Below are 19,931 nucleotides of genomic sequence, written 5' to 3'. Positions count from 1 at the left end.
AGAGGAGCGGATGTCATGAACAAAGCAGATTTCTTGAGCTACACCGAAGGCCAGATCAACCAGGCGGCACTGAGTATTGCCGACGGCAAAAAGGACATGGCCAATGACAATGCCGTCGGTAAGTTATTGTTTCTCTGTGCCTTGCATCGTGTGCTGGACGGCAAGCCCCATCCAGGGGACTTGGGCATGATGGATGGGATCAATGACTGTCTGCAGCAGTTGGGGTTGGTCGAGACGTCGAAAACCTTCTTTGCCGCCATTCAAGCCTGACGGCCAAGCCATCCGTGGCTGGCCTGGGGTCAGAAGAGGAAATAGCGCTGCGCCATCGGCAGCACGTCCGCCGGCTCGCACCACAGCAGTACGCCATCGGCCTTGACCTGGTAGGTCTGCGGATCGACATCGATCTGCGGCAGGTAGTCGTTGTGGATCAGGTCGGTTTTCTGCACGTCGCGGCAGCCTTTGACCACGGCGATTTTCTTCTTCAAGCCCAGGCTCTGGGGAATGCCCGCTGCCTGCGCCGCCTGGCTGATAAAGGTCAGGCTGGTGGCGTGCAGTGAACCGCCATAACTGGCGAACATCGGACGGTAGTGCACCGGCTGCGGTGTCGGGATCGAGGCGTTGGCATCGCCCATGAGGCTGGCGGCAATTGCCCCGCCCTTGAGGATCAGTGTCGGTTTGACGCCGAAGAATGCCGGGCGCCAGAGCACCAGGTCGGCCCATTTACCCACTTCGATCGAGCCCACTTCATGGCTGATGCCGTGGGTGATCGCCGGGTTGATGGTGTATTTGGCGATATAGCGCTTGACCCGGAAGTTGCTGTTGCCGTCTCCGTCGCCCGGCAGCGGGCCGCGTTGTTTCTTCATCTTGTCGGCGGTCTGCCAGGTCCGTGTGATGACTTCGCCGACACGGCCCATGGCCTGGCTGTCGGAGCTGATCATCGAGAACGCACCGAGGTCGTGGAGGATGTCTTCGGCGGCGATGGTTTCCCGACGGATGCGGCTCTCGGCGAAGGCCACGTCCTCGGCGATGCTCGGGTCGAGGTGATGGCAGACCATCAGCATGTCGAGGTGTTCGTCGATGGTGTTGCGGGTGAACGGTCGGGTCGGGTTGGTCGAGCTGGGCAGCACGTTGGGGAAACCGCAGGCCTTGATGATGTCCGGGGCATGGCCGCCGCCCGCACCTTCGGTGTGGTAGGTGTGGATGGTGCGACCTTTGAACGCGCCGAGGGTGGTTTCGACGAAGCCGGACTCGTTGAGGGTGTCGGTGTGGATCGCCACCTGCACGTCGTACTGGTCGGCCACGCTCAGGCAGTTGTCGATGGCGGCGGGGGTGGTGCCCCAGTCTTCATGGAGCTTGAGACCGATGGCGCCGGCCTCGACCTGTTCGATCAGTGGTTGCGGCAGGCTGGCGTTGCCCTTGCCGGTGAAACCGATGTTCATCGGGAAGGCGTCGGCGGCCTGGAGCATCCGCGCCAGGTGCCAGGGCCCGGAGGTGCAGGTGGTGGCGTTGGTGCCGGTGGCCGGGCCGGTGCCGCCGCCGATCATGGTGGTGACGCCGCTCATCAGTGCTTCTTCGATCTGCTGTGGGCAGATGAAGTGGATATGGGTGTCGATGCCGCCGGCGGTGAGGATCATGCCTTCACCGGCGATGACTTCGGTACTGGCGCCGATGGCGATGGTCACGTCGGGCTGGATATCCGGGTTGCCGGCCTTGCCGATGGCGGCAATGCGGCCATCCTTGAGGCCGACATCGGCCTTGACGATGCCCCAGTGGTCGATGATCAGCGCGTTGGTGATCAGGGTGTCGACGACTTCGGCGGCCAGTAGCTGGCCCTGGCCCATGCCGTCGCGGATCACTTTGCCGCCGCCGAATTTCACTTCTTCACCGTAGGTGGTGAAGTCCTTTTCCACTTCGATCCACAGGTCGGTGTCGGCCAGGCGCACCTTGTCGCCGACGGTGGGGCCGAACATGTCGGCGTAGGCTTGTCTGGAAATGCGCATTCCTCGGTCCTCGGAATTGAGCTGCGAGCTTTAAAGCTGCAAGCCTCAAGAAAAAGCTGATAGGGGCGCCGCCAAACTGCTTTTTCCTGCAGCTTGAGGCTTGAAGCTCGTGGCTGCTCGTCAGAGCTCTCCCATCACTCGTCCGGCAAAGCCGAACACCCGACGCAGCCCCGCCAGTTCCACCAGCTCGACGTCGCGGCTCTGGCCCGGCTCGAAGCGCACGGCGGTGCCGGCGGGGATATTCAGGCGCATGCCGCGACTGGCGGCACGATCGAAGCTCAAGGCGTCGTTGGTCTCGAAAAAGTGATAGTGCGAGCCAACCTGGATCGGTCGGTCGCCGCTGTTCGCCACATTCAGGCTGAGGGTGCGGCGGCCGACATTGAGTTCGATGTCGCCAGGCTGGATCTGATATTCACCAGGAATCATTCGGGTTGTCCCAGGGTCTTGAAGTAAATGGCGGTGGCCTTGTAGCGACCTTCCGGTGTGGCGCAGTAGTTCGGCAGTTCGCCGACCCGGGTGTAGCCCAGGGCGCTGTAGAAGGCTTCGGCTTCGGAGCCGGCCTCGGTGTCGAGATGCAGCAGGCCGCGTTTGTACTGTTTCGCGGTCTGTTCCAGGGCCTGGATCAGTTGCTGGCCGAGACCGCGATGGCGCGCCTCGCTGTACACCAGCAGCTTCTGAATTTCGGCACGGTTCAAGCCGTTGGCCTTCTGGCACAGGCTCAGTTGCACGCTGGCCAGCACCTGTTCGTCACGCACCACCACCCAGAGCAGCAGGCTGCCGTCCTGCAGCGCGACTTGCACCGTGTCGAAATAGTCCCGGGCCTGGCCGGCGTCGAGGTCGGCCATGAAACCCACGCTGGCGCCGTGCCGAACGGCGTCCAGCAGCAAATCGATCAAACCCTGGCGGTAGTGCGCAAAGCTTTCGTTATTCACACGACGCAGTTGGGCGGCGTTCATGACGGGTTACTCCTGGTTGACTGCAGGCGGCAGGGCGCCCGGATTCAGGGTCAGTTGCATGAAGGTCAGGTCCAGCCAGCGGCCGAACTTCACCCCCACCTGGGGCATCTGTCCGGTAATGGCGAAGCCCTGGCGTTCATGCAGGCGAATGGACGCGTTGTTACCACTTTCGATGGCGGCGACCATCACATGTTTGCCACAACCGCGGGCGCGCTCGATCAGCGCTGCCATCAGCTGCGGGCCGAGGCCATTGCCGCGCTGGTCGCTGCGCACGTACACCGAGTGTTCGACGGTGTGGCGGAAGCCTTCGAAGGGCCGCCAGTCGCCGAAGGAGGCGTAGCCGAGGACGCTGTGGCCGGCGTCGACGATCACCAGGATCGGATAACCCTGGCCCTGGCGGGCGCTGAACCAGGCCTGGCGATTGCCCAGGTCCACTGGTTGTTCATTCCAGATCGCCGTGGTGTTGAGTACGGCGTCGTTGTAGATGTCGCGGATCGCCGGCAGATCGGCGTGGACGGCATCGCGGATTACGTAGGACATGCTCGGCCTCAGGCGATGGGTTGGTGGACGGTGACCAGCTTGGTGCCGTCGGGGAAGGTGGCTTCGACCTGGATCTCCGGGATCATTTCCGGGATGCCTTCCATCACGTGTTCGCGGCTGAGCAGGGTGGTGCCGAAGTGCATCAGCTCGGCCACGGTCTGGCCATCGCGAGCACCTTCGAGCAGGGCCGCCGAGATATAGGCCATGGCTTCCGGATAGTTGAGTTTCACCCCTCGGGCCAGGCGCCGTTCGGCCACCAGACCAGCGGTAAAAATCAGCAGTTTGTCTTTTTCGCGGGGTGTCAGGTCCATGGTTTGGAGTCCGTTGGCAGGCAGTCAAAAAGGGTTGGCATTTTCATGTATTCCAGATTCTCGGTGGCACGGCGTCGCGCCCCAGCAGGGCTGGGCGCAACAGCCGCCACAGCTCGATCAGCCAGGCGCGGGCGTGCAGGGCTTCGCTGGCCAGGCAGCGCGCCACCAGCAGGCCGGGTAGTTGGGTCAGGTCGCCGCGTACGCGGGTTGGCACCGAGCGGCAACGTTCGAGCAATTCGCTGTCGATTTCGCCGGTCACCAGCAAGGTGGCGAAGACCGGTTGGCCGTCGAGGCCGATGGGCGAATCCAGCAGGCCGTCGCCCCCCTCGATGCGCTGGCGTTCGTGCCAGAGCAACTGGCCGTCACGGCGGATATCCAACTGTGACTGGAAATGCCCACGGTCGAAACGCTCGCCACTGGCGGGGCGTCCGAGGGCGACCATGTCCCAGTAGAGCAGCCGGGCGTCGCCCTCAAGGTCAATGCGGGTGCGCAGTTCGGCCTGGGCCGCGCTGAACACGATGGTTTCCTGGGGCAGCCATTCCAGGGTCGCGCCGGCGGCAATTTTCAGGTCCAGGGTCTGGTAGGCCGGCCCGTTGGCGCGATACCACTTGGCGGCGCCGGGGCTGGTCAGTTGCGCCCAGGCATCGGCTTCGACCCGGGCGCTGATGGCCAGGCGGTCTCCGCCGGCAATGCCGCCGGGCGGGTGGACGATGATGTGCTGGCAGACTTCAGGGCCTTCGGCATACAGGTGTTTCTGCACCCGCAATGGTCCCAGGTGACGCCGGGTGACCGGACGCGTGCAGTCGCCGAAGCGGGCGTAGCCGAGTTCCAGCTCGGCGTGCCAGCTGGGGGTGAACAGGGCGTGAGTGGCAGGTGAATTCATGGTTTCTAATTATCGTCGGGACGTTACAGGTTAGATCGTAACCAGTCCGCGCACACCCTCGGTTTCCATATTTTCTCCGCGGCCTTGCTGGACAATCTCGCCCCGGGACATCACCAGGTATTGATCGGCCAGTTCGGCGGCGAAGTCGTAGAACTGTTCCACCAGCAGGATCGCCATGTCACCGCGGGCGGCGAGTTTCTTGATCACCGCGCCGATCTCCTTGATCACCGACGGCTGGATGCCTTCGGTGGGTTCGTCGAGGATCAGCAAGCGTGGACGGCTGGCCAGGGCCCGACCGATGGCGAGCTGTTGTTGCTGGCCGCCGGAGAGATCGCCGCCGCGGCGTTGCTTCATCTGCAGCAGGACCGGGAACAGTTCGTAGATGAACGCGGGCACTTCCCTGGCTTCGGCGCCAGGAAAACGCGACAGGCCCATCAGCAGGTTTTCTTCCACGCTCAGGCGGCCGAAGATTTCCCGGCCCTGGGGCACGTAGGCGATACCGGCATGGACCCGCTGGTGTGGCTTGAGGTGGGTGATGGCCTTGCCTTCCCACTGCACGGCGCCTTCCTTGGCGGGCAGCAGGCCCATCAGGCATTTGAGCAGGGTGGTCTTGCCCACCCCGTTGCGGCCCAGCAGGCAGGTGACTTCGCCGACGTTCACGGCAAAGGACAGGCCCCGCAGGATATGGCTGCCGCCGTAGTATTGATGCAGTTTGTCGACTTGCAGCATGTTCGAATTCTCCTCAAAACCCTGTAGGAGCGAGCTTGCTCGCGAAACAGTCGTCAACGATAACGTGGGCTATCTGGCACACCGCGGTGTCCTTACGTTTTTCGCGAGCAAGCTCGCTCCTACAGTTGATCGCATTGGCCCTCTCATTAGCGCCCCAGATACACTTCAATGACCCGTTCGTCTGCCTGCACCTGTTCAAGGGAACCCTCGGCCAGCACGCTGCCCTGGTGCAACACCGTCACATGGTCGGCAATCGCGCCGACAAAACCCATGTCGTGCTCCACCACCATCAGCGAATGCTTGCCGGCCAGGCTCTTGAACAGCTCGGCGGTGAACTCGGTCTCGGCATCGGTCATGCCCGCCACCGGCTCGTCGAGCAGCAACAGTTGAGGGTCCTGCACCAGCAGCATGCCGATCTCCAGGAACTGTTTCTGGCCGTGGGACAACAAGCCGGCCGGACGATTGACCGAGGCCGTCAGGCGAATGGTTTCCAGGACCTGGGCAATCCCGTCTTTCTGCTCGCCGCTCAGGCGCGCGCGCAAACTGGCCCACACTGATTTGTCGGTCTTCTGCGCCAGTTCCAGGTTTTCGAACACGCTCAGTGCTTCGAATACGGTCGGTTTCTGGAACTTGCGACCGATCCCGGCCTGGGCGATCTGCACTTCGCTCATCGACGACAGGTCCAGGGTTTCTCCGAACCAGGCCTTGCCGTGGCTGGGCCGGGTCTTGCCGGTGATCACGTCCATCAGGGTGGTCTTGCCCGCGCCGTTGGGGCCGATGATGCAGCGCAGTTCGCCGACGCCGATGTACAGGTTCAGGCTGTTCAGGGCCTTGAAACCATCGAAGCTGACGCTGATGTCTTCCAGGGTCAGGATGGTGCCGTGGCGGGTGTCCAGGCCGTCGCCCTTGGCCTGGCCAAGACCGATGGCGTCGCGGCTGCTGCCGGCGTCCCGGTTTGCATCAAACGTTGGCGGTTCAAGGATCGGTTCGAGCATGAATTCGGCGGTCGCGGTGACTCTCATGGTTCGGCCCTTTTCTTCAGCAACCCGATCACACCCTTGGGCAGGTACAGGGTCACGACGATAAACAGCGCGCCGAGGAAGAACAGCCAGTACTCGGGAAACGCCACGGTGAACCAGCTCTTCATACCGTTGACCATCCCGGCGCCGAGCAACGGGCCGATCAGGCTGCCACGCCCGCCGAGAGCCACCCACACGGCGGCCTCGATGGAGTTGGTCGGCGACATTTCGCTGGGGTTGATGATCCCGACCTGCGGCACATACAGCGCCCCGGCCAGGCCGCACAACACGGCACTCAGGACCCAGACGAAGAGCTTGAAACCACGGGGGTCGTAGCCGCAGAACATCAGGCGGTTTTCCGCGTCGCGCAGGGCGGTCAGCACTCGGCCGAACTTGCTCCTGGCCAGGCGCCAGCCGCTGTAGAGGCTGGCGACCAGCAACACCACGGTGGCGAAGAACAGCACCGCGCGGGTGCCCGGTTCGGTGATGCCGAAACCGAGGATGCTGCGAAAGTTGGTAAAGCCGTTGTTGCCGCCGAAGCCGGTTTCGTTACGGAAGAACAGCAGCATTCCGGCGAAGGTCAGGGCCTGGGTCATGATCGAGAAGTACACGCCCTTGATCCGCGAACGGAAGGCGAAGAAACCGAACACCAGCGCCAGCAATCCCGGCGCCAGCACCACCAGGCACAGGGCCCAGAGGAAGTGGCTGGTGCCGGTCCAGTACCAGGGCAGTTCGGTCCAGGAGAGGAAGGTCATGAACGCCGGCAGTTCGTCGCCGGACGCCTGGCGCATCAGGTACATGCCCATGGCGTAGCCGCCGAGGGCGAAGAACAGGCCGTGGCCCAGGGACAGCAGGCCGGCGTAACCCCAGACCAGGTCCAGGGCCAGGGCGACGATGGCGTAGCAGAGAATCTTGCCCACCAGCGTCAAGGTGTAGGCCGAGACGTGGAACAGGTTCTCCGGCGGCAGCAGCGACAGCAGCGGCAAGGCCAGCAGCAGCGCCAGCACGATCACGCCGACGGCAATCGTCACGCCGGGCCCGACTTTTTGGCTCGCGGTGAGCATCAGGGGCTGGTTCATCAGTCGATCACCCGTCCTTTCAGTGCGAAGAGTCCTTGCGGGCGTTTCTGGATAAACAGAATGATCAGCGCGAGGATCAGGATCTTGCCCAGCACCGCGCCGATCTGCGGCTCGAGGATCTTGTTGGCGATGCCCAGGCCGAAGGCCGCCATGACGCTGCCGGCCAACTGGCCGACGCCGCCGAGCACCACCACCAGGAAGGAGTCGATGATGTAGCTCTGGCCCAGGTCCGGGCCGACGTTGCCGATCTGGCTCAGGGCGACGCCACCCAGGCCGGCGATGCCGGAGCCGAGGCCAAAGGCGAGCATGTCCACGCGTCCGGTGGGCACGCCGCAGCAGGCGGCCATGTTGCGGTTCTGGGTGACGGCCCGTACGTTCAGGCCCAGGCGGGTTTTGTTCAGCAGCAGCCAGGTGAGGACCACCACGAACAAGGCGAAGGCGATGATCACCAGGCGGTTATAGGGCAGGACCAGATTGGGCAGCACCTGGATACCGCCGGAGAGCCAGACCGGGTTGGCCACTTCGACGTTCTGTGCACCGAACAGCAGCCGCACCAGCTGGATCAGCATCAGGCTGATGCCCCAGGTGGCGAGCAGGGTTTCCAGTGGTCGCCCGTAGAGATGGCGGATGATCGTGCGTTCCAGGGCCATGCCGATTGCGGCGGTGACAAAAAACGCCACCGGCAGGGCCACCAGCGGATAGAACTCGATGGCGTGCGGCAGGAAACGCTGGAACAGCAACTGCACCACATAAGTGGCGTAGGCGCCGAGCATGAGCATTTCGCCGTGGGCCATGTTGATCACGCCGAGCAGGCCGAAGGTGATCGCCAGGCCGAGGGCGGCCAGCAGCAGGATCGAACCGAGGGACAGGCCGCTGAAGGCCTGGCCGAGCCATTCGCCGATCATCAGTTTGCGTTTGACTTGCGCCAGGCTGGTTTCGGCGGCGGTATGCACGCCGGCGTCGGCTTCGACCCCGGGTTGCAGCAGGCCTTCGAGGCGGGTACGGGCCAGCGGGTCGCCGCTGTCACCGAGCAGGCGCACGGCGGCCAGACGGACGGCCGGGTCGCTGTCGACCAGTTGCAGATTGGCCAGGGCCAGGCTGAGGGCGGCATGGACATCGGCGTTGGTTTCGCCGGCCAGTTGCTGGTCGAGGAATTTCAGTTGCGCCGGCTTGGCGCTTTTTTGCAGTTGTTGCGCGGCGGCCAGGCGCATCTTGGCGTCGGCGGCGAGCAGTTGCTGGGCGGCGACGGCGGTGTCGATCAGGCCGCGCAGGCGGTTGTTCAGGCGCAGGGTCTTGGTTTCGCCGTTGACGCTCAATTGGCCGCTTTGCAGGGCGTTGATCAGTTCGATGCGCGCCGGCTCCGGGTGCGCGGCCCAGGTTTCCAGCAAGGCGGCCTGTTGGCTGGAATCGGCGGCGACGAAGTCTTCGGCATCGCCGGCGTGGGCGGCCATTGGCAGCAGCAGTGCCAGGGCGAGGAAAAAACGGTATAGGGCAGTGGGCATATCAATGTCCTTGAACGCACACGGACCCTGTAGGAGCGAGCTTGCTCGCGAAAGAGTCGTCAACGATAACGCGGCCTTGTTGAATGGCCGCCGCTATTGCGACGGATCGCGAGCAAGCTCGCTCCTACAGGGGGATACGTCGGGCCTGTGAATGGGTTCCAGGCCCGCGGGCTCAGTTGCTCTTCACCGCATAATCCGGCTTCTTGTCGTTACCCGGGATAAACGGGCTCCACGGCTGGGCACGGATGGGCTCCTTGGTCTGCCAGACCACGTTGAACTGCCCGTCCGCCTGGATCTCGCCGATCATCACCGGTTTGTGCAGGTGGTGGTTGGTCTTGTCCATGGTCAGGGTGAAGCCCGAGGGGGCGGCGAAAGTCTGGCCGGCCATGGCTTCACGGACCTTGTCGACATCGGTGGACTTGGCTTTTTCAACCGCCTGGGCCCACATGTGGATGCCGACATAGGTGGCTTCCATCGGGTCGTTGGTCACGGCCTTGTCGGCACCAGGGAGATTTTTCTTCTTGGCGTAGGCTTTCCAGTCAGCGACGAATTTCTTGTTCACCGGGTTATCCACCGACTCGAAGTAGTTCCACGCCGCCAGGTTGCCCACCAGCGGCTTGGTGTCGATCCCGCGCAGTTCTTCCTCGCCCACGGAGAAGGCCACCACCGGTACGTCGGTGGCTTTCAGGCCCTGGTTCGCCAGTTCCTTGTAGAACGGCACGTTGGAGTCGCCATTGACGGTGGAGATGACTGCGGTCTTGCCGCCGGCGGAGAACTTCTTGATGTTGGCGACGATGGTCTGGTAGTCGGCGTGGCCGAACGGGGTGTAGACCTCTTCGATATCCTTGTCCGCGACACCCTTGGAGTGCAGGAACGAACGCAGGATCTTGTTGGTGGTGCGCGGGTAGACGTAGTCGGTGCCCAGCAGGAAGAAACGCTTGGCCGCGCCACCGTCCTCGCTCATCAGGTATTCCACCGCCGGGATCGCCTGCTGGTTCGGCGCCGCACCGGTGTAGAACACGTTCGGCGACATTTCTTCGCCTTCATATTGCACCGGGTAGAACAGCAGGCCGTTGAGTTCCTCGAACACCGGCAGTACCGACTTGCGCGACACCGAGGTCCAGCAGCCGAACACCACCGCGACTTTATCCTGGGTCAGCAACTGGCGGCTTTTCTCGGCGAACAACGGCCAGTTGGACGCCGGGTCGACCACCACCGGTTCGAGCATCTTGCCGTTGACCCCACCCTTGGCGTTGATTTCCTCGATGGTCATCAGCGCCATGTCTTTGAGCGACGTTTCGGAGATTGCCATGGTCCCGGACAGCGAGTGCAGGATGCCGACCTTGATGGTCTCGGCAGCCTGGACAGTCCAGGTCATGCCCATGGCGGCAATGGATGCCGAGAGGGTGAAAGCCTTGAGCAAGCTGCGACGCTTCATTGTGCAATCTCCATGAACCTGATGTTGTTATGGGGCAGGTGAAAGGGTGATTGCAAGCGTTGTGCCTAGTCGGCTGAAGGCAACAAAACGTCGTATTTCAACGGTGGCTGGGGAGGGCGGCGCCCCAAGAGGAGGCTTTGTCGGGCCGGTGGGCACGGCGCTGCGTCATTCTGGTGCTGCGGGGGCGGTCTACCCCCGAGCCGGGTCTGCGGGGTTACGGCACGCCCGGGAAAGCGTCCACGTACTTGATGGTGAAATCGGGAAAGGCATCGACGATCTGGATCTTGTAATCGGGGAAGGCGTCGACCTCTTTCCATTTGCCGGGGCCGTCGGGGAAGGCGCTGACCTTTTGCACATTGAGGTCTGGAAAGGCGCTGACGATCTTGACCTTGTAGTCGGGGAAGCTGTTGACGAACTTGATATTGCCGTAGATTTTCGAGACATCGACACTGGTGTCGGCCAAGGCGCTGAAGGAGCAGCAGAGCAGCAGTGCCAGGGCGGCGGTTTTCAACATGGGACTCATCCTGAGAGGGGCTGGAGAATCCATGATCATACAGGTCGTCCCGTCGAGCCGCTCAACCGCGCTTGCGCATCAGCCCGATAAAGAACACCCCGCCGATGGCTGCCGTGGCGACGCCGATGGGCAGGTCTTCCGGAGCGATCAGGGTGCGTGCCGCGACATCGACCCAGACCAGGAACAGGCTCCCCAACAGGGCCGACACCGGCAGCAGCCGGCGGTGCTCCGCGCCCACCAGGTAGCGGGCAATATGCGGCACCATCAAGCCGACAAAACCAATGGAACCGCTGATGGAGACCAGCACGCCGGTCAGCAGCGAGGCGATCAGAAACACCTTCAGGCGCACATTGCGTGCACTGACCCCCAGGGTCACGGCGGTCTGCTCGCCGGCCATCAACGCGTTCAATGGCCGGGCCATGCTCACCAGCAGGACCAGCCCCAGCAGCACGCTCGCCGCCGGTATCGGCAGCAGCTCCCAGCGTGCCAGGCCCAGGCCGCCGAGCATCCAGAACATCACCGCGGAACTGGCCCGATGGTCGCCGAGAAACAGCAGCAGATTGGCCAGCGCCATCATCACGAAGGACACGGCGACGCCGCACAGCAGCAGTCGGTCGCTGTCCAGTCGACCTTGGCGGCTGGCGATGGCCAGGACCATCAGCATGCTGCTCAGGGCGCCGATAAAGGCGGCGATGGGCAAGGTCAGCAGACCGACGATCTCGCCCACGTGCAGGACCACGATCACCGCGCCCAGGGTCGCCCCGGAGGTGACGCCCAGCAGGTGCGGGTCGGCCAGGGGATTGCGGGTGACCGCTTGCAACACCGCCCCGATCAAGGCGAGTCCGGCGCCCACCAACGCTCCCAGTAACATGCGCGGCACGCGGATCAGCCAGACGATATGTTCCTGCCCGGCGCTCCAGTTCACCTCGCCCAGCCCCAGCAGCTTGTGCACGAGAATTCGCCACACCACGTCCACCGGCACCGGCGCCGGGCCAAAGCCCAGGGACACCACGCAGGACAGCAGCAACAAGACGCCGAGTCCGGCCAGCAACAGGGTGTAGCGGCGATTCATCATTGTGGGTGGAACGCCTTGGCGAGGGTTTCGATAGCCTTGACGTTATCGATGCCCGGTGTCGCCTCGACATAGGGAATGACCACGAAGCGCTTGTTACGGATGGCGTCCACCGACTGCAGGGCCGGGTTGGTTTCCAGGAAGTGCTGTTTCTGCTCAGCGGTGATTTCGCTGTAGTCGACGATCACGATCACCTGTGGGTTCTTCTCCACCACGCTCTCCCAGTTGACCCGGGTCCAGCTGGCGTCGACGTCATCCAGCACGTTGCGTCCGCCGGCGGCTTCGATCAGTGCCTGGGGCATGGCCAGGCGGCCGGAGGTCATGGCGCGGTCTTCGCCGCTGTCATAGAGAAACACCCGTGGGCGATCGGCCGGCAGGGTTTTGCGCACCGCGGCGACCCGCGCCTGCATCTCGCCGATCAGGGCATTGGCGCGGTCCTGCACGTCGAAGATCTTGCCCAGGTTGCGCAGGTCGTTGTAGGTGTCGTCGAGGCTGGCGCCCGCGCGTTTCATCACAAAGGCACAGGACTCGGTCAGCTCGTAGACGTTGATGCCCAGCGGCGTCAGCGTTGCCGGGGTGACGGCCCCGCCGACATTCATGCCGTAGTCCCAGCCGGCGAAGAAAAAGTCGACGTTGGCATTGAGCAGGGTTTCCACCGACGGGTACTTGGCCGCCAGTTCCGGCAGGCCGTCGAGGATCTTCTCCATCTCCGGGGTGACCGCTTTCCAGCCGCTGATTCCGCTGTAGCCGACCATGCGTTGGCGCAGGCCGAGGGCGAGCATCATCTGGGTCATGTTGATGTCATGGCTGACCGCGTGTTTCGGCGCCTCCTTGAAGGTCACCTCGCGGTTGCAGCTCTGGATCGTCAACGGGTAGTGCGTCGACTCGGCCAGGGCGGCCATGGACGTGAACAGTGAACCGAGGCAAAGCGCCAGGTGCCGTAGCTTCATGGTTGGGTTATCCAGGTGATTCGCGGGTAGCCGGAGAGTGGGTGGGTATCGATTAGTGCTTCGACGCCGAAGACTTCGCGCAGCAACTCGGCGGTCAGGACTTCGGCCGGCGTACCGCTGGCAACGATGCGGCCGTGGTCGAGCACATACAGGCGGTCGCAGAAGGCCGCCGCCAGGTTGAGGTCGTGGATGCTGGCCAGGGTGCCGATCTGCAGTTGCCTGACCAGGCGCAACAGTTCGAGCTGGAAGCGCGGGTCGAGGTGGTTGGTCGGCTCGTCGAGGATCAGCAGTTGCGGTTGCTGGGCCAGGGCGCGGGCGAGGATCACGCGCTGTTTTTCACCGCCGGAGAGGGTGGCGAAGGCGTGGTCTTCGAAGCCCAGCATGCCCACTGACTCGAGGGACTGGCGGATCAGCTGGCGGTCGAGTTCGGTGTCGCCATCGAAGAGCTTTTTGTGTGGGGTGCGGCCCATGGCGACCACTTCATCGACGGTCAGGCCAAAGGCATCGGGGAATTCCTGGAGCACCACCGCGATGCGTTGAGCGCACCAGCGGGGTGATTGTTTCCAGACGTTCTGGTGTTCAAGCAGGACTTCGCCTTGCGCGGGTGCGCTGAAGCGGTAGGCGCAACGCAACAGGCTGGTCTTGCCGCTGCCATTGGGCCCGATCAGACCGACGAACTCACCCGGCGCCACCCGCAGGCTGGCATCACGCAGTTGGAACCGGTGATGGCAGTGCTCATGGCCCGGAGGAGCCCAGGTGAGATCGGTGAGGGTCAGCGAGGTCATGCGTTACTCATTATTCGGGGATGCAGTCCCCCTGTAGGAGCGAGCTTGCTCGCGATCCGTCGCCATGGCGGCGGCCATTCAACAATGGTCGCGTTATCGTTGGCGATTTTTCGCGAGCAAGCTCGCTCCTACAGGTTTGTGCTGCACTCGGTTCTGTCTTTAGAAGGTGTAATCCGCCGTGACGAAGACCGACCGCGGTTGCCCCAGGATCCATTGTTGGCCGCCATTGTATTCGCTCAGGGCATATTGGCGGTCGAACAAATTGTTCAACTGCAGGCCCAGGGTCGTGTTGTGCAGGGCTTTCCACGATACCGTTGCGTCAACCACCGTGTAGCTCGGCAGTTCCACGGTATTGGCCAGGTCGGCGTAACGTGCATCGACATAACGCACACCCGCACCGGCCTTTACGTCATCGGTGATCGCCTTGCTCAGCCAGAGGTTGGCGGTGCGCCGTGGGACGTCCGTAGGACGGTTGCCTTTGTAGGATACGATCTGGTTATTGACCGACTGGTCGAAGTCATCATATTGAGCCCGGACAATCGACGCATTGGCCTGCAACTGCCAGTCGTGCGCGAATTTCAGGTCAAGACTGGCTTCCAGTCCGTCGGACGATTGTTGCCCGACCTGCAGTTGTTTGCTCGGGTCGTTCGGGGCGCTCGGGTCGGCGACGAGCAACTTCTTTTTAACGATATGGTAGGCCGCCAGGGTCCACTCGCCGCGCTGGTCCCAGAACATCTGCTTGAGGCCCACTTCGGATTGCCTGGCGGTGGACAGACCGAACTGCTGCGCGTTTGCTCCCAGGGTAACCAGGCCGTCGACGCCCTCGGTGCTGGTGGCGTACTGGCCGTACAGCGAAGTGTCGTCGGTCAGTGCGAAGACCAGGCCAACCTTCCAGTTGTTACCGACCAGGCTCTTGTCGCTACGGGTGTCGCTGACCAGATTGTCATTGTCGATGTGCACATAGTCACGTCGCACCCCCGTCACCAGGGACCAGCGATCACTGAGCTGAGTGCGGTTTTCGGCGAACAGCGAGAACTGCCGGGTGGTGGCCGAGAACTGCGGACGGTATGCGTCGGCACTCTCGAACTGGCCAGGTTGCGGATTGCTCAGGTCAAGTGGCGGGCTGCCGGGCAGGTCATCGAAACCTGAGTTGCTGTTGAGCTTGAAGCGGATGCGGTTGATGTCCACACCGGTCAGTGTCTGGCTGTCGAGCCCGAACAGGCTGTGCTTGAAGGTGAAGGTCTGGCGGTCGCCGGTCTGCTCTTCTTCATGCTTGATGCTGATGTAGCTGGCCCGCGACAGGGTTTGTGTCGTCGGGTCGAAGTTGTAGTTCTCGGCGTTCTGCCAGCGGCGTTGGGCCTTGAGGTAATACAGTTCGTTGCTGGAACTGACGGCATCGGAAATCTGCCAATCGGTACGCAGACGCGTCCACTGGTCGTTGTAGTGCAGCTTGTCGTTGTCGACGTTATAGTTCTTGAAACGCAGGTTTTCCTGGTAGTGGCCGTTGATCAGTGGCACACCGAAGTAATCGGTGGGTTCCTGGTCGCCGTAGTCGCTGGACAGGGTGAACACCAGGTCATCGTTGGCCTGCCAGCGCAAGGCACCGCTGAAGAAGTTGCTGCTCGAGTCGCCACGGTCGACCCAGCCGTTGCTGTTCAGGCGGTTGAGGTTGAGGCGATAGCTGAGGGTGTCCGTCAGCGAACCGCCACTGTCCAGGGCTTCCTGCTGACTGCCGTAGGAGCCATAACCCAGGCGCACGTGGTTTTCGATCTCGCCTTCGAACGGCTTTTTCGGAATGGTGTTGGTCACCGCACCGGTGGCCCCTTCGCCATACAGCACCGACGCCGGCCCACGCAGCACATCGACGCGCTCCACCGCCCAGGTGTCCACCGGGAAGGTCACGGTACCGGCGCCACTGTACATCCGTGTGCCGTCATACAACTGCATCACCGAGTTCTGCCCGGTAAAGCCCCGTGCCTGCAACGAGGTGCCGCCATCACCCGGGTTGCCGGTACGGCTGATTCCGGCGCTACGCGATACCCCATCCTGCACGCTGCTGTCACCGCGTTGGCGAATCTCTTCACCGCTCAGGCTGTCGGTGCTGGCGGGGGTTTCCAGTGCCGTCAGACCCAGGCGCGAGCCGGCGGTGGTCGGGGTCTTCAGGTCGATGTGCCCATCGTCGACGGCAGGTGCGGTAATGGTGCCGGTGGGCAGGGTCAGGGTGCCGTCGGCTTGGGCGTGGTTCAACGCCAGCAGGCAGAGGCCGGACAGAATGTACTTATTCATCGAGACAGGGAGTCGCTTATTTTCGGAGGCGATACCCGCAGCCAGGGACTGCGGGTAGGGATGTTGCATATTGTTATATTATAACAAACTGTAATTGCAACATATTCTCCTCAAAGTCTACAGACTCCCCAGGGATGCGCCTCTCAAGCTGTTCAGGTTGAAGATGAGGCAGATTCAGGTTGGCCCTTGAGACGTGACAGCAGCGCCCAGTCCAGCAGCCAGACGACGATCAGCGAGACCCCGACCAGGGGGAACAGGAGCGCCAGGGCGGACATGATCAGCAGGGCGGTTTTCCAGCGTGGCAGATCGTGGCGCAGCGGCGGCACACCGAGGCCACCTTGCGGGCGGCGCTTCCACCACATCACCACGCCGCTGACGGCGCTGAGCAGGATCATCAGGCACACCAGCAACATGACCAGTTGGTTGATCGTGCCGAACAGCTTGCCTTCATGCAGCATCACGCCCATCTCCGTGGCCCGGGCGACATTGCCGTATTGCTGCCAGCGCACATCAGCCAGGACCGCACCGCTGTACTGGTCGACATGCAGGGTGGCGTCGTTGCGCGGGTCATCGGCGAATACGGCGATAGTGAACACGCCTTCGGCGGTTGTCGGCAGGGTGATGCTGTAGCCGGGTTCGACCTGGCGCGCGGAGGCGATGTCCACCACCTGTTGCAGGCTGATGCCCGGTGCCGCCGGGCCGGTCGAGGTGGTGCCGTGGTTCATGTGCTCGGCGTGGTCGCCGGACATTGGCATCGGCGTGTTTTCCACGGCCCAGGGCACGGTCTGGCGGGCCGCGTCGTTAAGGCTGCGGGCCTCGATATCGGACTTGGGCATGTTGTTCCACATGGCGTCGGGAAACTTGTTCCAGACCTCGGCGTACTGCTTGCCCCAGACACCGGTCCAGGTCATGCCGCTGAGCAGCATGAACAACAACAGCCCGGCGCCCCAGAAACCGCTGACGGCATGCAGGTCACGCCAGACGATGCGGCCGCGCTGGTTCAGACGTGGCCAGAGCACGCCGGCGCTGGAGCGGCCCCGTGGCCACCAGAGGTAGAGACCGGAGACCACCAGCATCACGCCCCAGCCGGCGGCCAGTTCCACCAGGCGGTCGCCGAGCGTGCCGATCATCAGTTCGCCGTGCAGGGCGCGGGCGACGGCTTGCAGGTTGAGCTTGGCATCCTGTTCGCCGAGGACAGTGCCGCGATAGGGGTCGAGGAAGACGTTGAGTTCGCGACCGTCCTTGACCAGCACGAACTGCGCGCTGCGTTCGGCGTTGATGGGGGGCAGGTACTGCTTGATCCGCACCTGTGGATAAGCCATCTCGATGCGCCGCAATTGCTCATCGGCGTTGAGGCTGTGATGACCGGCCTGGACCGTCATCAGGTCGCTGTATAGCAGTGGATCGAGTTGCGGTTTGAACAGGTAGATGATCCCGGTCAGGGCCAGCAGGACCATGAACGGGGCGACGAACAGCCCGGCATAGAAATGCCAGCGCCAGGCCAGGTTGTAGAAGGAAATTTTAGGTGGGCTCATCAGGAGCGCTCCGCAAGGTTTGATTGTTTTTTGGTCGTCTGAAGCCGTGATGTCTTTGTCATCGCTCGATCCTTGTAGGAGCCGGCTTGCCGGCGATGAGGCCGGCAAGTCCTGCGTCGCTCTCGCGGCCGCCATCGCCGGCAAGCCGGCTCCTACAGGTTTTGCAGTGTTTTCAAGACCTGTGTGGTTTAGAAACTCATGTCCACCTTGGTCCAGAACGTGCGCCCCGGTTCGTTGATGGCCCGCGGGTCATTGGCCGGGTAGCCGAACCCGGCGTTGCCTGCCAGGTTCAGGTGTTCGGCGTAGGCCTTGTTGAACAGGTTGTCGACGCCGCTGCTGACCTTCACGTGCTGGTTGATCCGGTATGCGCCGTTGAGGGAGAACACCCCGAAGCCGGCGCTTTTGGAAAAGTCCTTGCCGACCACGTTGCCCTCGTTCAGGTCGATGCGGTTCTGTCGCGCAACCACCCGCCACAGGCCACCGGCACTCCAGTTGTCGCGGCTGTAGGTCAGGCCCAGGCGGCTGTCCAGCGGTGGCATTTGTGGCAGGGCCTTGCCGTCGCTGGTGTTCTTGCCCCAGGCGTAGGCCAGGCTGGCGTCGGCTTTCCAGTTGGACGTCAGGTGGTAGGCCGCGCCGAGCTCGCCGCCCATGATCCGCGCATCGACATTGCGCGCCTGGGAGGTCGTGCCCATCATTCCCGGCTGATAGTTGAACAGGATGAAGTCGCGTACCTGGCCGACATAACCCGAGGCCCAGGCCTCCAGGTCCTCGGTCTTGTACTGCAGGCCGACATCCAGCTGGGTGGTCTTCTCCGGCTTGATCGCAGCGAAGGCATTGAGGGCGCCGCTTGGGCCCTGGTTGGGGGAGAACAGTTCCCAGTAGTCCGGGAAACGTTCGGCATGCCCGAGGCCGGCGTACAGCGTGGTCGGGCTGTCGGCCAGGTCATGCTCGTAGCGCATGAAACCGCTTGGCAGGCTGTCGGAACGGGTCTGGTTGGCAGTCGGATTGGGCTGGGCGCTCATGCCGGAACCGATGCTCTGACGGAAGTCCTTGGCCGAGGCGCGGTCCAGACGAGCGCCGCTGATCAGGCGGTCGCGCTCGGCGGCGTACCAGGTCAGTTCACCGAAGACGCCGTAGTTATGGAACTCGGCATCCTTGTTGCGCGGCAGGTCCTGGTAGGTGTCGATACCCATGCTGCTGCGTTGGCGGTGTTCGTCGGTCTGCGCGTCGAGGCCGCTGATCAGTTGCCAGTCGGCCCAGCGCCAGGTGGCCTTGAGCCGGGCGCCGAGGGTCCGGCGGTCGACGTTGGAGGCCATGGGCCCGGCCATCATCCCGGTGCCGGAGGGTTGGCGCAGGCTGTAGTTGTCCATCACGTGGTCGGCGTAGTTGTAGTAGACCTGGGCCTCGAGCTTGTCGAGCACCTCGCCGAGGTTGGATTTTTCAAAGCGCAGGCCAAGGCTCTCGCGCTTGAATTGCGCGCCGTCCATGCCGCGCCCGGCGTAGCGGGCTTCACCGTTACCCTTGCCGGCGGTCAGTTCCAGCAGGGTGTCGGCATCCGGCGTCCAACCCAGGGCGACGTCGCCGTTCCACTTGTCGTAGCGCGAGGGCACGCTGTCGCCATTGCCGTCCTTGTAGTCGCCGGCACGGGCCTGGTTGCCGATCACCCGGACATAACCCAACGGGCCGCCGGCGGCGGCATCGACGACCTTGTCGAAGCGGCCGTTGGAGCCGGCCAGCAGACTGGCATTGACCCGCGTACCGAGCTCGCCGAAGTGCTCCGGCTCGCGGTCGAAGAGGATGGTCCCGGCCGAGGCACCGGGTCCCCAGAGTACGGTTTGCGGGCCTTTTATCACCGTCAGTTTGTCGTAGGTTTCCGGCGCGATGTAGGAGGTCGGCGCGTCCATCCGGCCCGGACAGGCACCGAGCATCTGGCCGCCATTGGTGAGGATGTTCAGTCGTGAGCCGAACATGCCGCGCAGCACCGGGTCACCGTTGGTGCCGCCGTTACGGACCAGGGCAAAGCCGGGGATGGTCTTCAGGTAGTCGCCGCCGTCACTGGCCGGAACCGGCTGGCGCGGGTCCTTGGGATCGGTGATCACCGTCAATGGCGAGCTGGGGGCGATGGCGGTAATCACCGTCGGGGCGATTTCCCGGGGTGGATCGTCCGGCGAGTCGGCGGCGAAGATAGCGGGTGCGAGCATGGCGCCGCACATCAGCGCGGTGCCCTGGCGCAGACGTGCACGGGCCTCGTTGAGGGCGAACGGGGAGGACGACCGCGCAGTGCGCAGGCGAGTGTTTGCAGGGGACATAAGCGTTCCATCATTCAAGCGAA

At 63.2% G+C, this 19,931-nt stretch carries 19 protein-coding genes; 1 reads left to right on the top strand and 18 read right to left on the bottom strand.

What is annotated here, in order from left to right; all coding sequences use genetic code 11:
• The first annotated feature begins 15 nt into the window (after nucleotides 1–15).
• A complete protein-coding gene (locus tag HX866_RS10440) occupies nucleotides 16–270 on the top strand; it encodes a hypothetical protein (RefSeq protein WP_177093468.1) in 255 nt (84 codons plus the stop codon).
• A gap of 29 nt (nucleotides 271–299) precedes the next feature.
• On the opposite strand, the gene ureC is transcribed toward HX866_RS10440, so the two are convergent.
• The 18 genes from ureC to HX866_RS10350 form a co-directional block, all read right to left on the bottom strand.
• Nucleotides 300–2,000, bottom strand: coding sequence for an urease subunit alpha (gene ureC / locus HX866_RS10435; protein ID WP_177093467.1), 1,701 nt, complete (start codon nucleotides 1,998–2,000; stop codon nucleotides 300–302).
• Between the two features lie 120 nt (nucleotides 2,001–2,120).
• Nucleotides 2,121–2,426, bottom strand: coding sequence for an urease subunit beta (locus HX866_RS10430; RefSeq protein WP_177093466.1), 306 nt, complete (start codon nucleotides 2,424–2,426; stop codon nucleotides 2,121–2,123).
• On the bottom strand, nucleotides 2,423–2,956 hold the full coding sequence (locus tag HX866_RS10425; protein ID WP_177093465.1) for a GNAT family N-acetyltransferase: 534 nt from the start codon (nucleotides 2,954–2,956) through the stop codon (nucleotides 2,423–2,425). Before HX866_RS10425 ends, HX866_RS10430 begins: the two co-directional genes overlap by 4 nt.
• Nucleotides 2,957–2,962: 6 nt before the next feature.
• Nucleotides 2,963–3,496: a GNAT family N-acetyltransferase gene (locus HX866_RS10420; RefSeq protein ID WP_177124891.1), complete on the bottom strand. Its 534-nt coding sequence runs from the start codon at nucleotides 3,494–3,496 to the stop codon at nucleotides 2,963–2,965.
• A gap of 8 nt (nucleotides 3,497–3,504) precedes the next feature.
• The gene (ureA, locus tag HX866_RS10415) at nucleotides 3,505–3,807 is read right to left on the bottom strand and encodes an urease subunit gamma (protein WP_177093463.1); all 303 of its coding nucleotides are present in this window, start codon (nucleotides 3,805–3,807) and stop codon (nucleotides 3,505–3,507) included.
• 43 nt (nucleotides 3,808–3,850) lie between these two features.
• Complete coding sequence (locus HX866_RS10410) at nucleotides 3,851–4,690, bottom strand: urease accessory protein UreD (RefSeq protein ID WP_177139436.1); 840 nt, start codon at nucleotides 4,688–4,690, stop codon at nucleotides 3,851–3,853.
• A 30-nt stretch (nucleotides 4,691–4,720) separates the two neighbouring features.
• Nucleotides 4,721–5,419: an urea ABC transporter ATP-binding subunit UrtE gene (gene urtE / locus HX866_RS10405; RefSeq protein WP_177093461.1), complete on the bottom strand. Its 699-nt coding sequence runs from the start codon at nucleotides 5,417–5,419 to the stop codon at nucleotides 4,721–4,723.
• A 146-nt stretch (nucleotides 5,420–5,565) separates the two neighbouring features.
• A complete protein-coding gene (gene urtD, locus HX866_RS10400) occupies nucleotides 5,566–6,441 on the bottom strand; it encodes an urea ABC transporter ATP-binding protein UrtD (protein WP_371316792.1) in 876 nt (291 codons plus the stop codon).
• On the bottom strand, nucleotides 6,438–7,517 hold the full coding sequence (urtC, locus tag HX866_RS10395; RefSeq protein ID WP_177124892.1) for an urea ABC transporter permease subunit UrtC: 1,080 nt from the start codon (nucleotides 7,515–7,517) through the stop codon (nucleotides 6,438–6,440). The genes urtD and urtC overlap by 4 nt, the downstream gene beginning before the upstream one ends.
• Nucleotides 7,517–9,019 carry an urea ABC transporter permease subunit UrtB gene (gene urtB / locus HX866_RS10390; RefSeq protein ID WP_177139434.1) on the bottom strand — a complete coding sequence of 501 codons (1,503 nt, stop codon included), beginning with the start codon at nucleotides 9,017–9,019 and terminating at the stop codon, nucleotides 7,517–7,519. Before urtB ends, urtC begins: the two co-directional genes overlap by 1 nt.
• Before the next feature lie 172 nt (nucleotides 9,020–9,191).
• Nucleotides 9,192–10,457, bottom strand: a complete 1,266-nt coding sequence (gene urtA / locus HX866_RS10385; RefSeq protein WP_177124894.1) for an urea ABC transporter substrate-binding protein — start codon at nucleotides 10,455–10,457, stop codon at nucleotides 9,192–9,194.
• Nucleotides 10,458–10,671: 214 nt separating this feature from the next.
• Complete coding sequence (locus HX866_RS10380) at nucleotides 10,672–10,971, bottom strand: hypothetical protein (RefSeq protein WP_177093457.1); 300 nt, start codon at nucleotides 10,969–10,971, stop codon at nucleotides 10,672–10,674.
• A 61-nt stretch (nucleotides 10,972–11,032) separates the two neighbouring features.
• The gene (locus HX866_RS10375; protein WP_177139432.1) at nucleotides 11,033–12,046 is read right to left on the bottom strand and encodes a FecCD family ABC transporter permease; all 1,014 of its coding nucleotides are present in this window, start codon (nucleotides 12,044–12,046) and stop codon (nucleotides 11,033–11,035) included.
• Nucleotides 12,043–12,993, bottom strand: a complete 951-nt coding sequence (locus tag HX866_RS10370) for an ABC transporter substrate-binding protein (protein WP_177093455.1) — start codon at nucleotides 12,991–12,993, stop codon at nucleotides 12,043–12,045. The genes HX866_RS10375 and HX866_RS10370 overlap by 4 nt, the downstream gene beginning before the upstream one ends.
• Nucleotides 12,990–13,778, bottom strand: coding sequence for an ABC transporter ATP-binding protein (locus tag HX866_RS10365; RefSeq protein WP_177093454.1), 789 nt, complete (start codon nucleotides 13,776–13,778; stop codon nucleotides 12,990–12,992). Before HX866_RS10365 ends, HX866_RS10370 begins: the two co-directional genes overlap by 4 nt.
• 159 nt (nucleotides 13,779–13,937) lie before the next feature.
• Entirely contained in the window at nucleotides 13,938–16,064 is a 2,127-nt protein-coding gene (locus tag HX866_RS10360; protein WP_177139430.1) for a TonB-dependent receptor, read from the bottom strand.
• A gap of 152 nt (nucleotides 16,065–16,216) precedes the next feature.
• The gene (locus tag HX866_RS10355; RefSeq protein WP_177139428.1) at nucleotides 16,217–17,599 is read right to left on the bottom strand and encodes a PepSY-associated TM helix domain-containing protein; all 1,383 of its coding nucleotides are present in this window, start codon (nucleotides 17,597–17,599) and stop codon (nucleotides 16,217–16,219) included.
• A gap of 188 nt (nucleotides 17,600–17,787) precedes the next feature.
• A complete protein-coding gene (locus HX866_RS10350; protein WP_177139426.1) occupies nucleotides 17,788–19,908 on the bottom strand; it encodes a TonB-dependent copper receptor in 2,121 nt (706 codons plus the stop codon).
• Between the last annotated feature and the right edge of the window lie 23 nt (nucleotides 19,909–19,931).

The organism is Pseudomonas gingeri (genome assembly GCF_013386165.1).
Taxonomy (GTDB): Bacteria; Pseudomonadota; Gammaproteobacteria; order Pseudomonadales; family Pseudomonadaceae; genus Aquipseudomonas; species Aquipseudomonas gingeri_C.
Note: the sequence above shows the minus strand (reverse complement) of the source record. Positions and strands in the feature narration are given on the sequence as shown.

Bases quoted from the DNA above. Each gene is read 5' to 3' on its own strand.
- HX866_RS10440 (WP_177093468.1), top strand. From the start codon at position 16: ATGAACAAAGCAGATTTCTTGAGCTACACCGAAGGCCAGATCAACCAG.
- ureC (WP_177093467.1), bottom strand. From the start codon at position 2,000: ATGCGCATTTCCAGACAAGCCTACGCCGACATGTTCGGCCCCACCGTC.
- HX866_RS10430 (WP_177093466.1), bottom strand. From the start codon at position 2,426: ATGATTCCTGGTGAATATCAGATCCAGCCTGGCGACATCGAACTCAAT.
- HX866_RS10425 (WP_177093465.1), bottom strand. From the start codon at position 2,956: ATGAACGCCGCCCAACTGCGTCGTGTGAATAACGAAAGCTTTGCGCAC.
- HX866_RS10420 (WP_177124891.1), bottom strand. From the start codon at position 3,496: ATGTCCTACGTAATCCGCGATGCCGTCCACGCCGATCTGCCGGCGATC.
- ureA (WP_177093463.1), bottom strand. From the start codon at position 3,807: ATGGACCTGACACCCCGCGAAAAAGACAAACTGCTGATTTTTACCGCT.
- HX866_RS10410 (WP_177139436.1), bottom strand. From the start codon at position 4,690: ATGAATTCACCTGCCACTCACGCCCTGTTCACCCCCAGCTGGCACGCC.
- urtE (WP_177093461.1), bottom strand. From the start codon at position 5,419: ATGCTGCAAGTCGACAAACTGCATCAATACTACGGCGGCAGCCATATC.
- urtD (WP_371316792.1), bottom strand. From the start codon at position 6,441: ATGAGAGTCACCGCGACCGCCGAATTCATGCTCGAACCGATCCTTGAA.
- urtC (WP_177124892.1), bottom strand. From the start codon at position 7,517: ATGAACCAGCCCCTGATGCTCACCGCGAGCCAAAAAGTCGGGCCCGGC.
- urtB (WP_177139434.1), bottom strand. From the start codon at position 9,019: ATGCCCACTGCCCTATACCGTTTTTTCCTCGCCCTGGCACTGCTGCTG.
- urtA (WP_177124894.1), bottom strand. From the start codon at position 10,457: ATGAAGCGTCGCAGCTTGCTCAAGGCTTTCACCCTCTCGGCATCCATT.
- HX866_RS10380 (WP_177093457.1), bottom strand. From the start codon at position 10,971: ATGTTGAAAACCGCCGCCCTGGCACTGCTGCTCTGCTGCTCCTTCAGC.
- HX866_RS10375 (WP_177139432.1), bottom strand. From the start codon at position 12,046: ATGATGAATCGCCGCTACACCCTGTTGCTGGCCGGACTCGGCGTCTTG.
- HX866_RS10370 (WP_177093455.1), bottom strand. From the start codon at position 12,993: ATGAAGCTACGGCACCTGGCGCTTTGCCTCGGTTCACTGTTCACGTCC.
- HX866_RS10365 (WP_177093454.1), bottom strand. From the start codon at position 13,778: ATGACCTCGCTGACCCTCACCGATCTCACCTGGGCTCCTCCGGGCCAT.
- HX866_RS10360 (WP_177139430.1), bottom strand. From the start codon at position 16,064: ATGAATAAGTACATTCTGTCCGGCCTCTGCCTGCTGGCGTTGAACCAC.
- HX866_RS10355 (WP_177139428.1), bottom strand. From the start codon at position 17,599: ATGAGCCCACCTAAAATTTCCTTCTACAACCTGGCCTGGCGCTGGCAT.
- HX866_RS10350 (WP_177139426.1), bottom strand. From the start codon at position 19,908: ATGTCCCCTGCAAACACTCGCCTGCGCACTGCGCGGTCGTCCTCCCCG.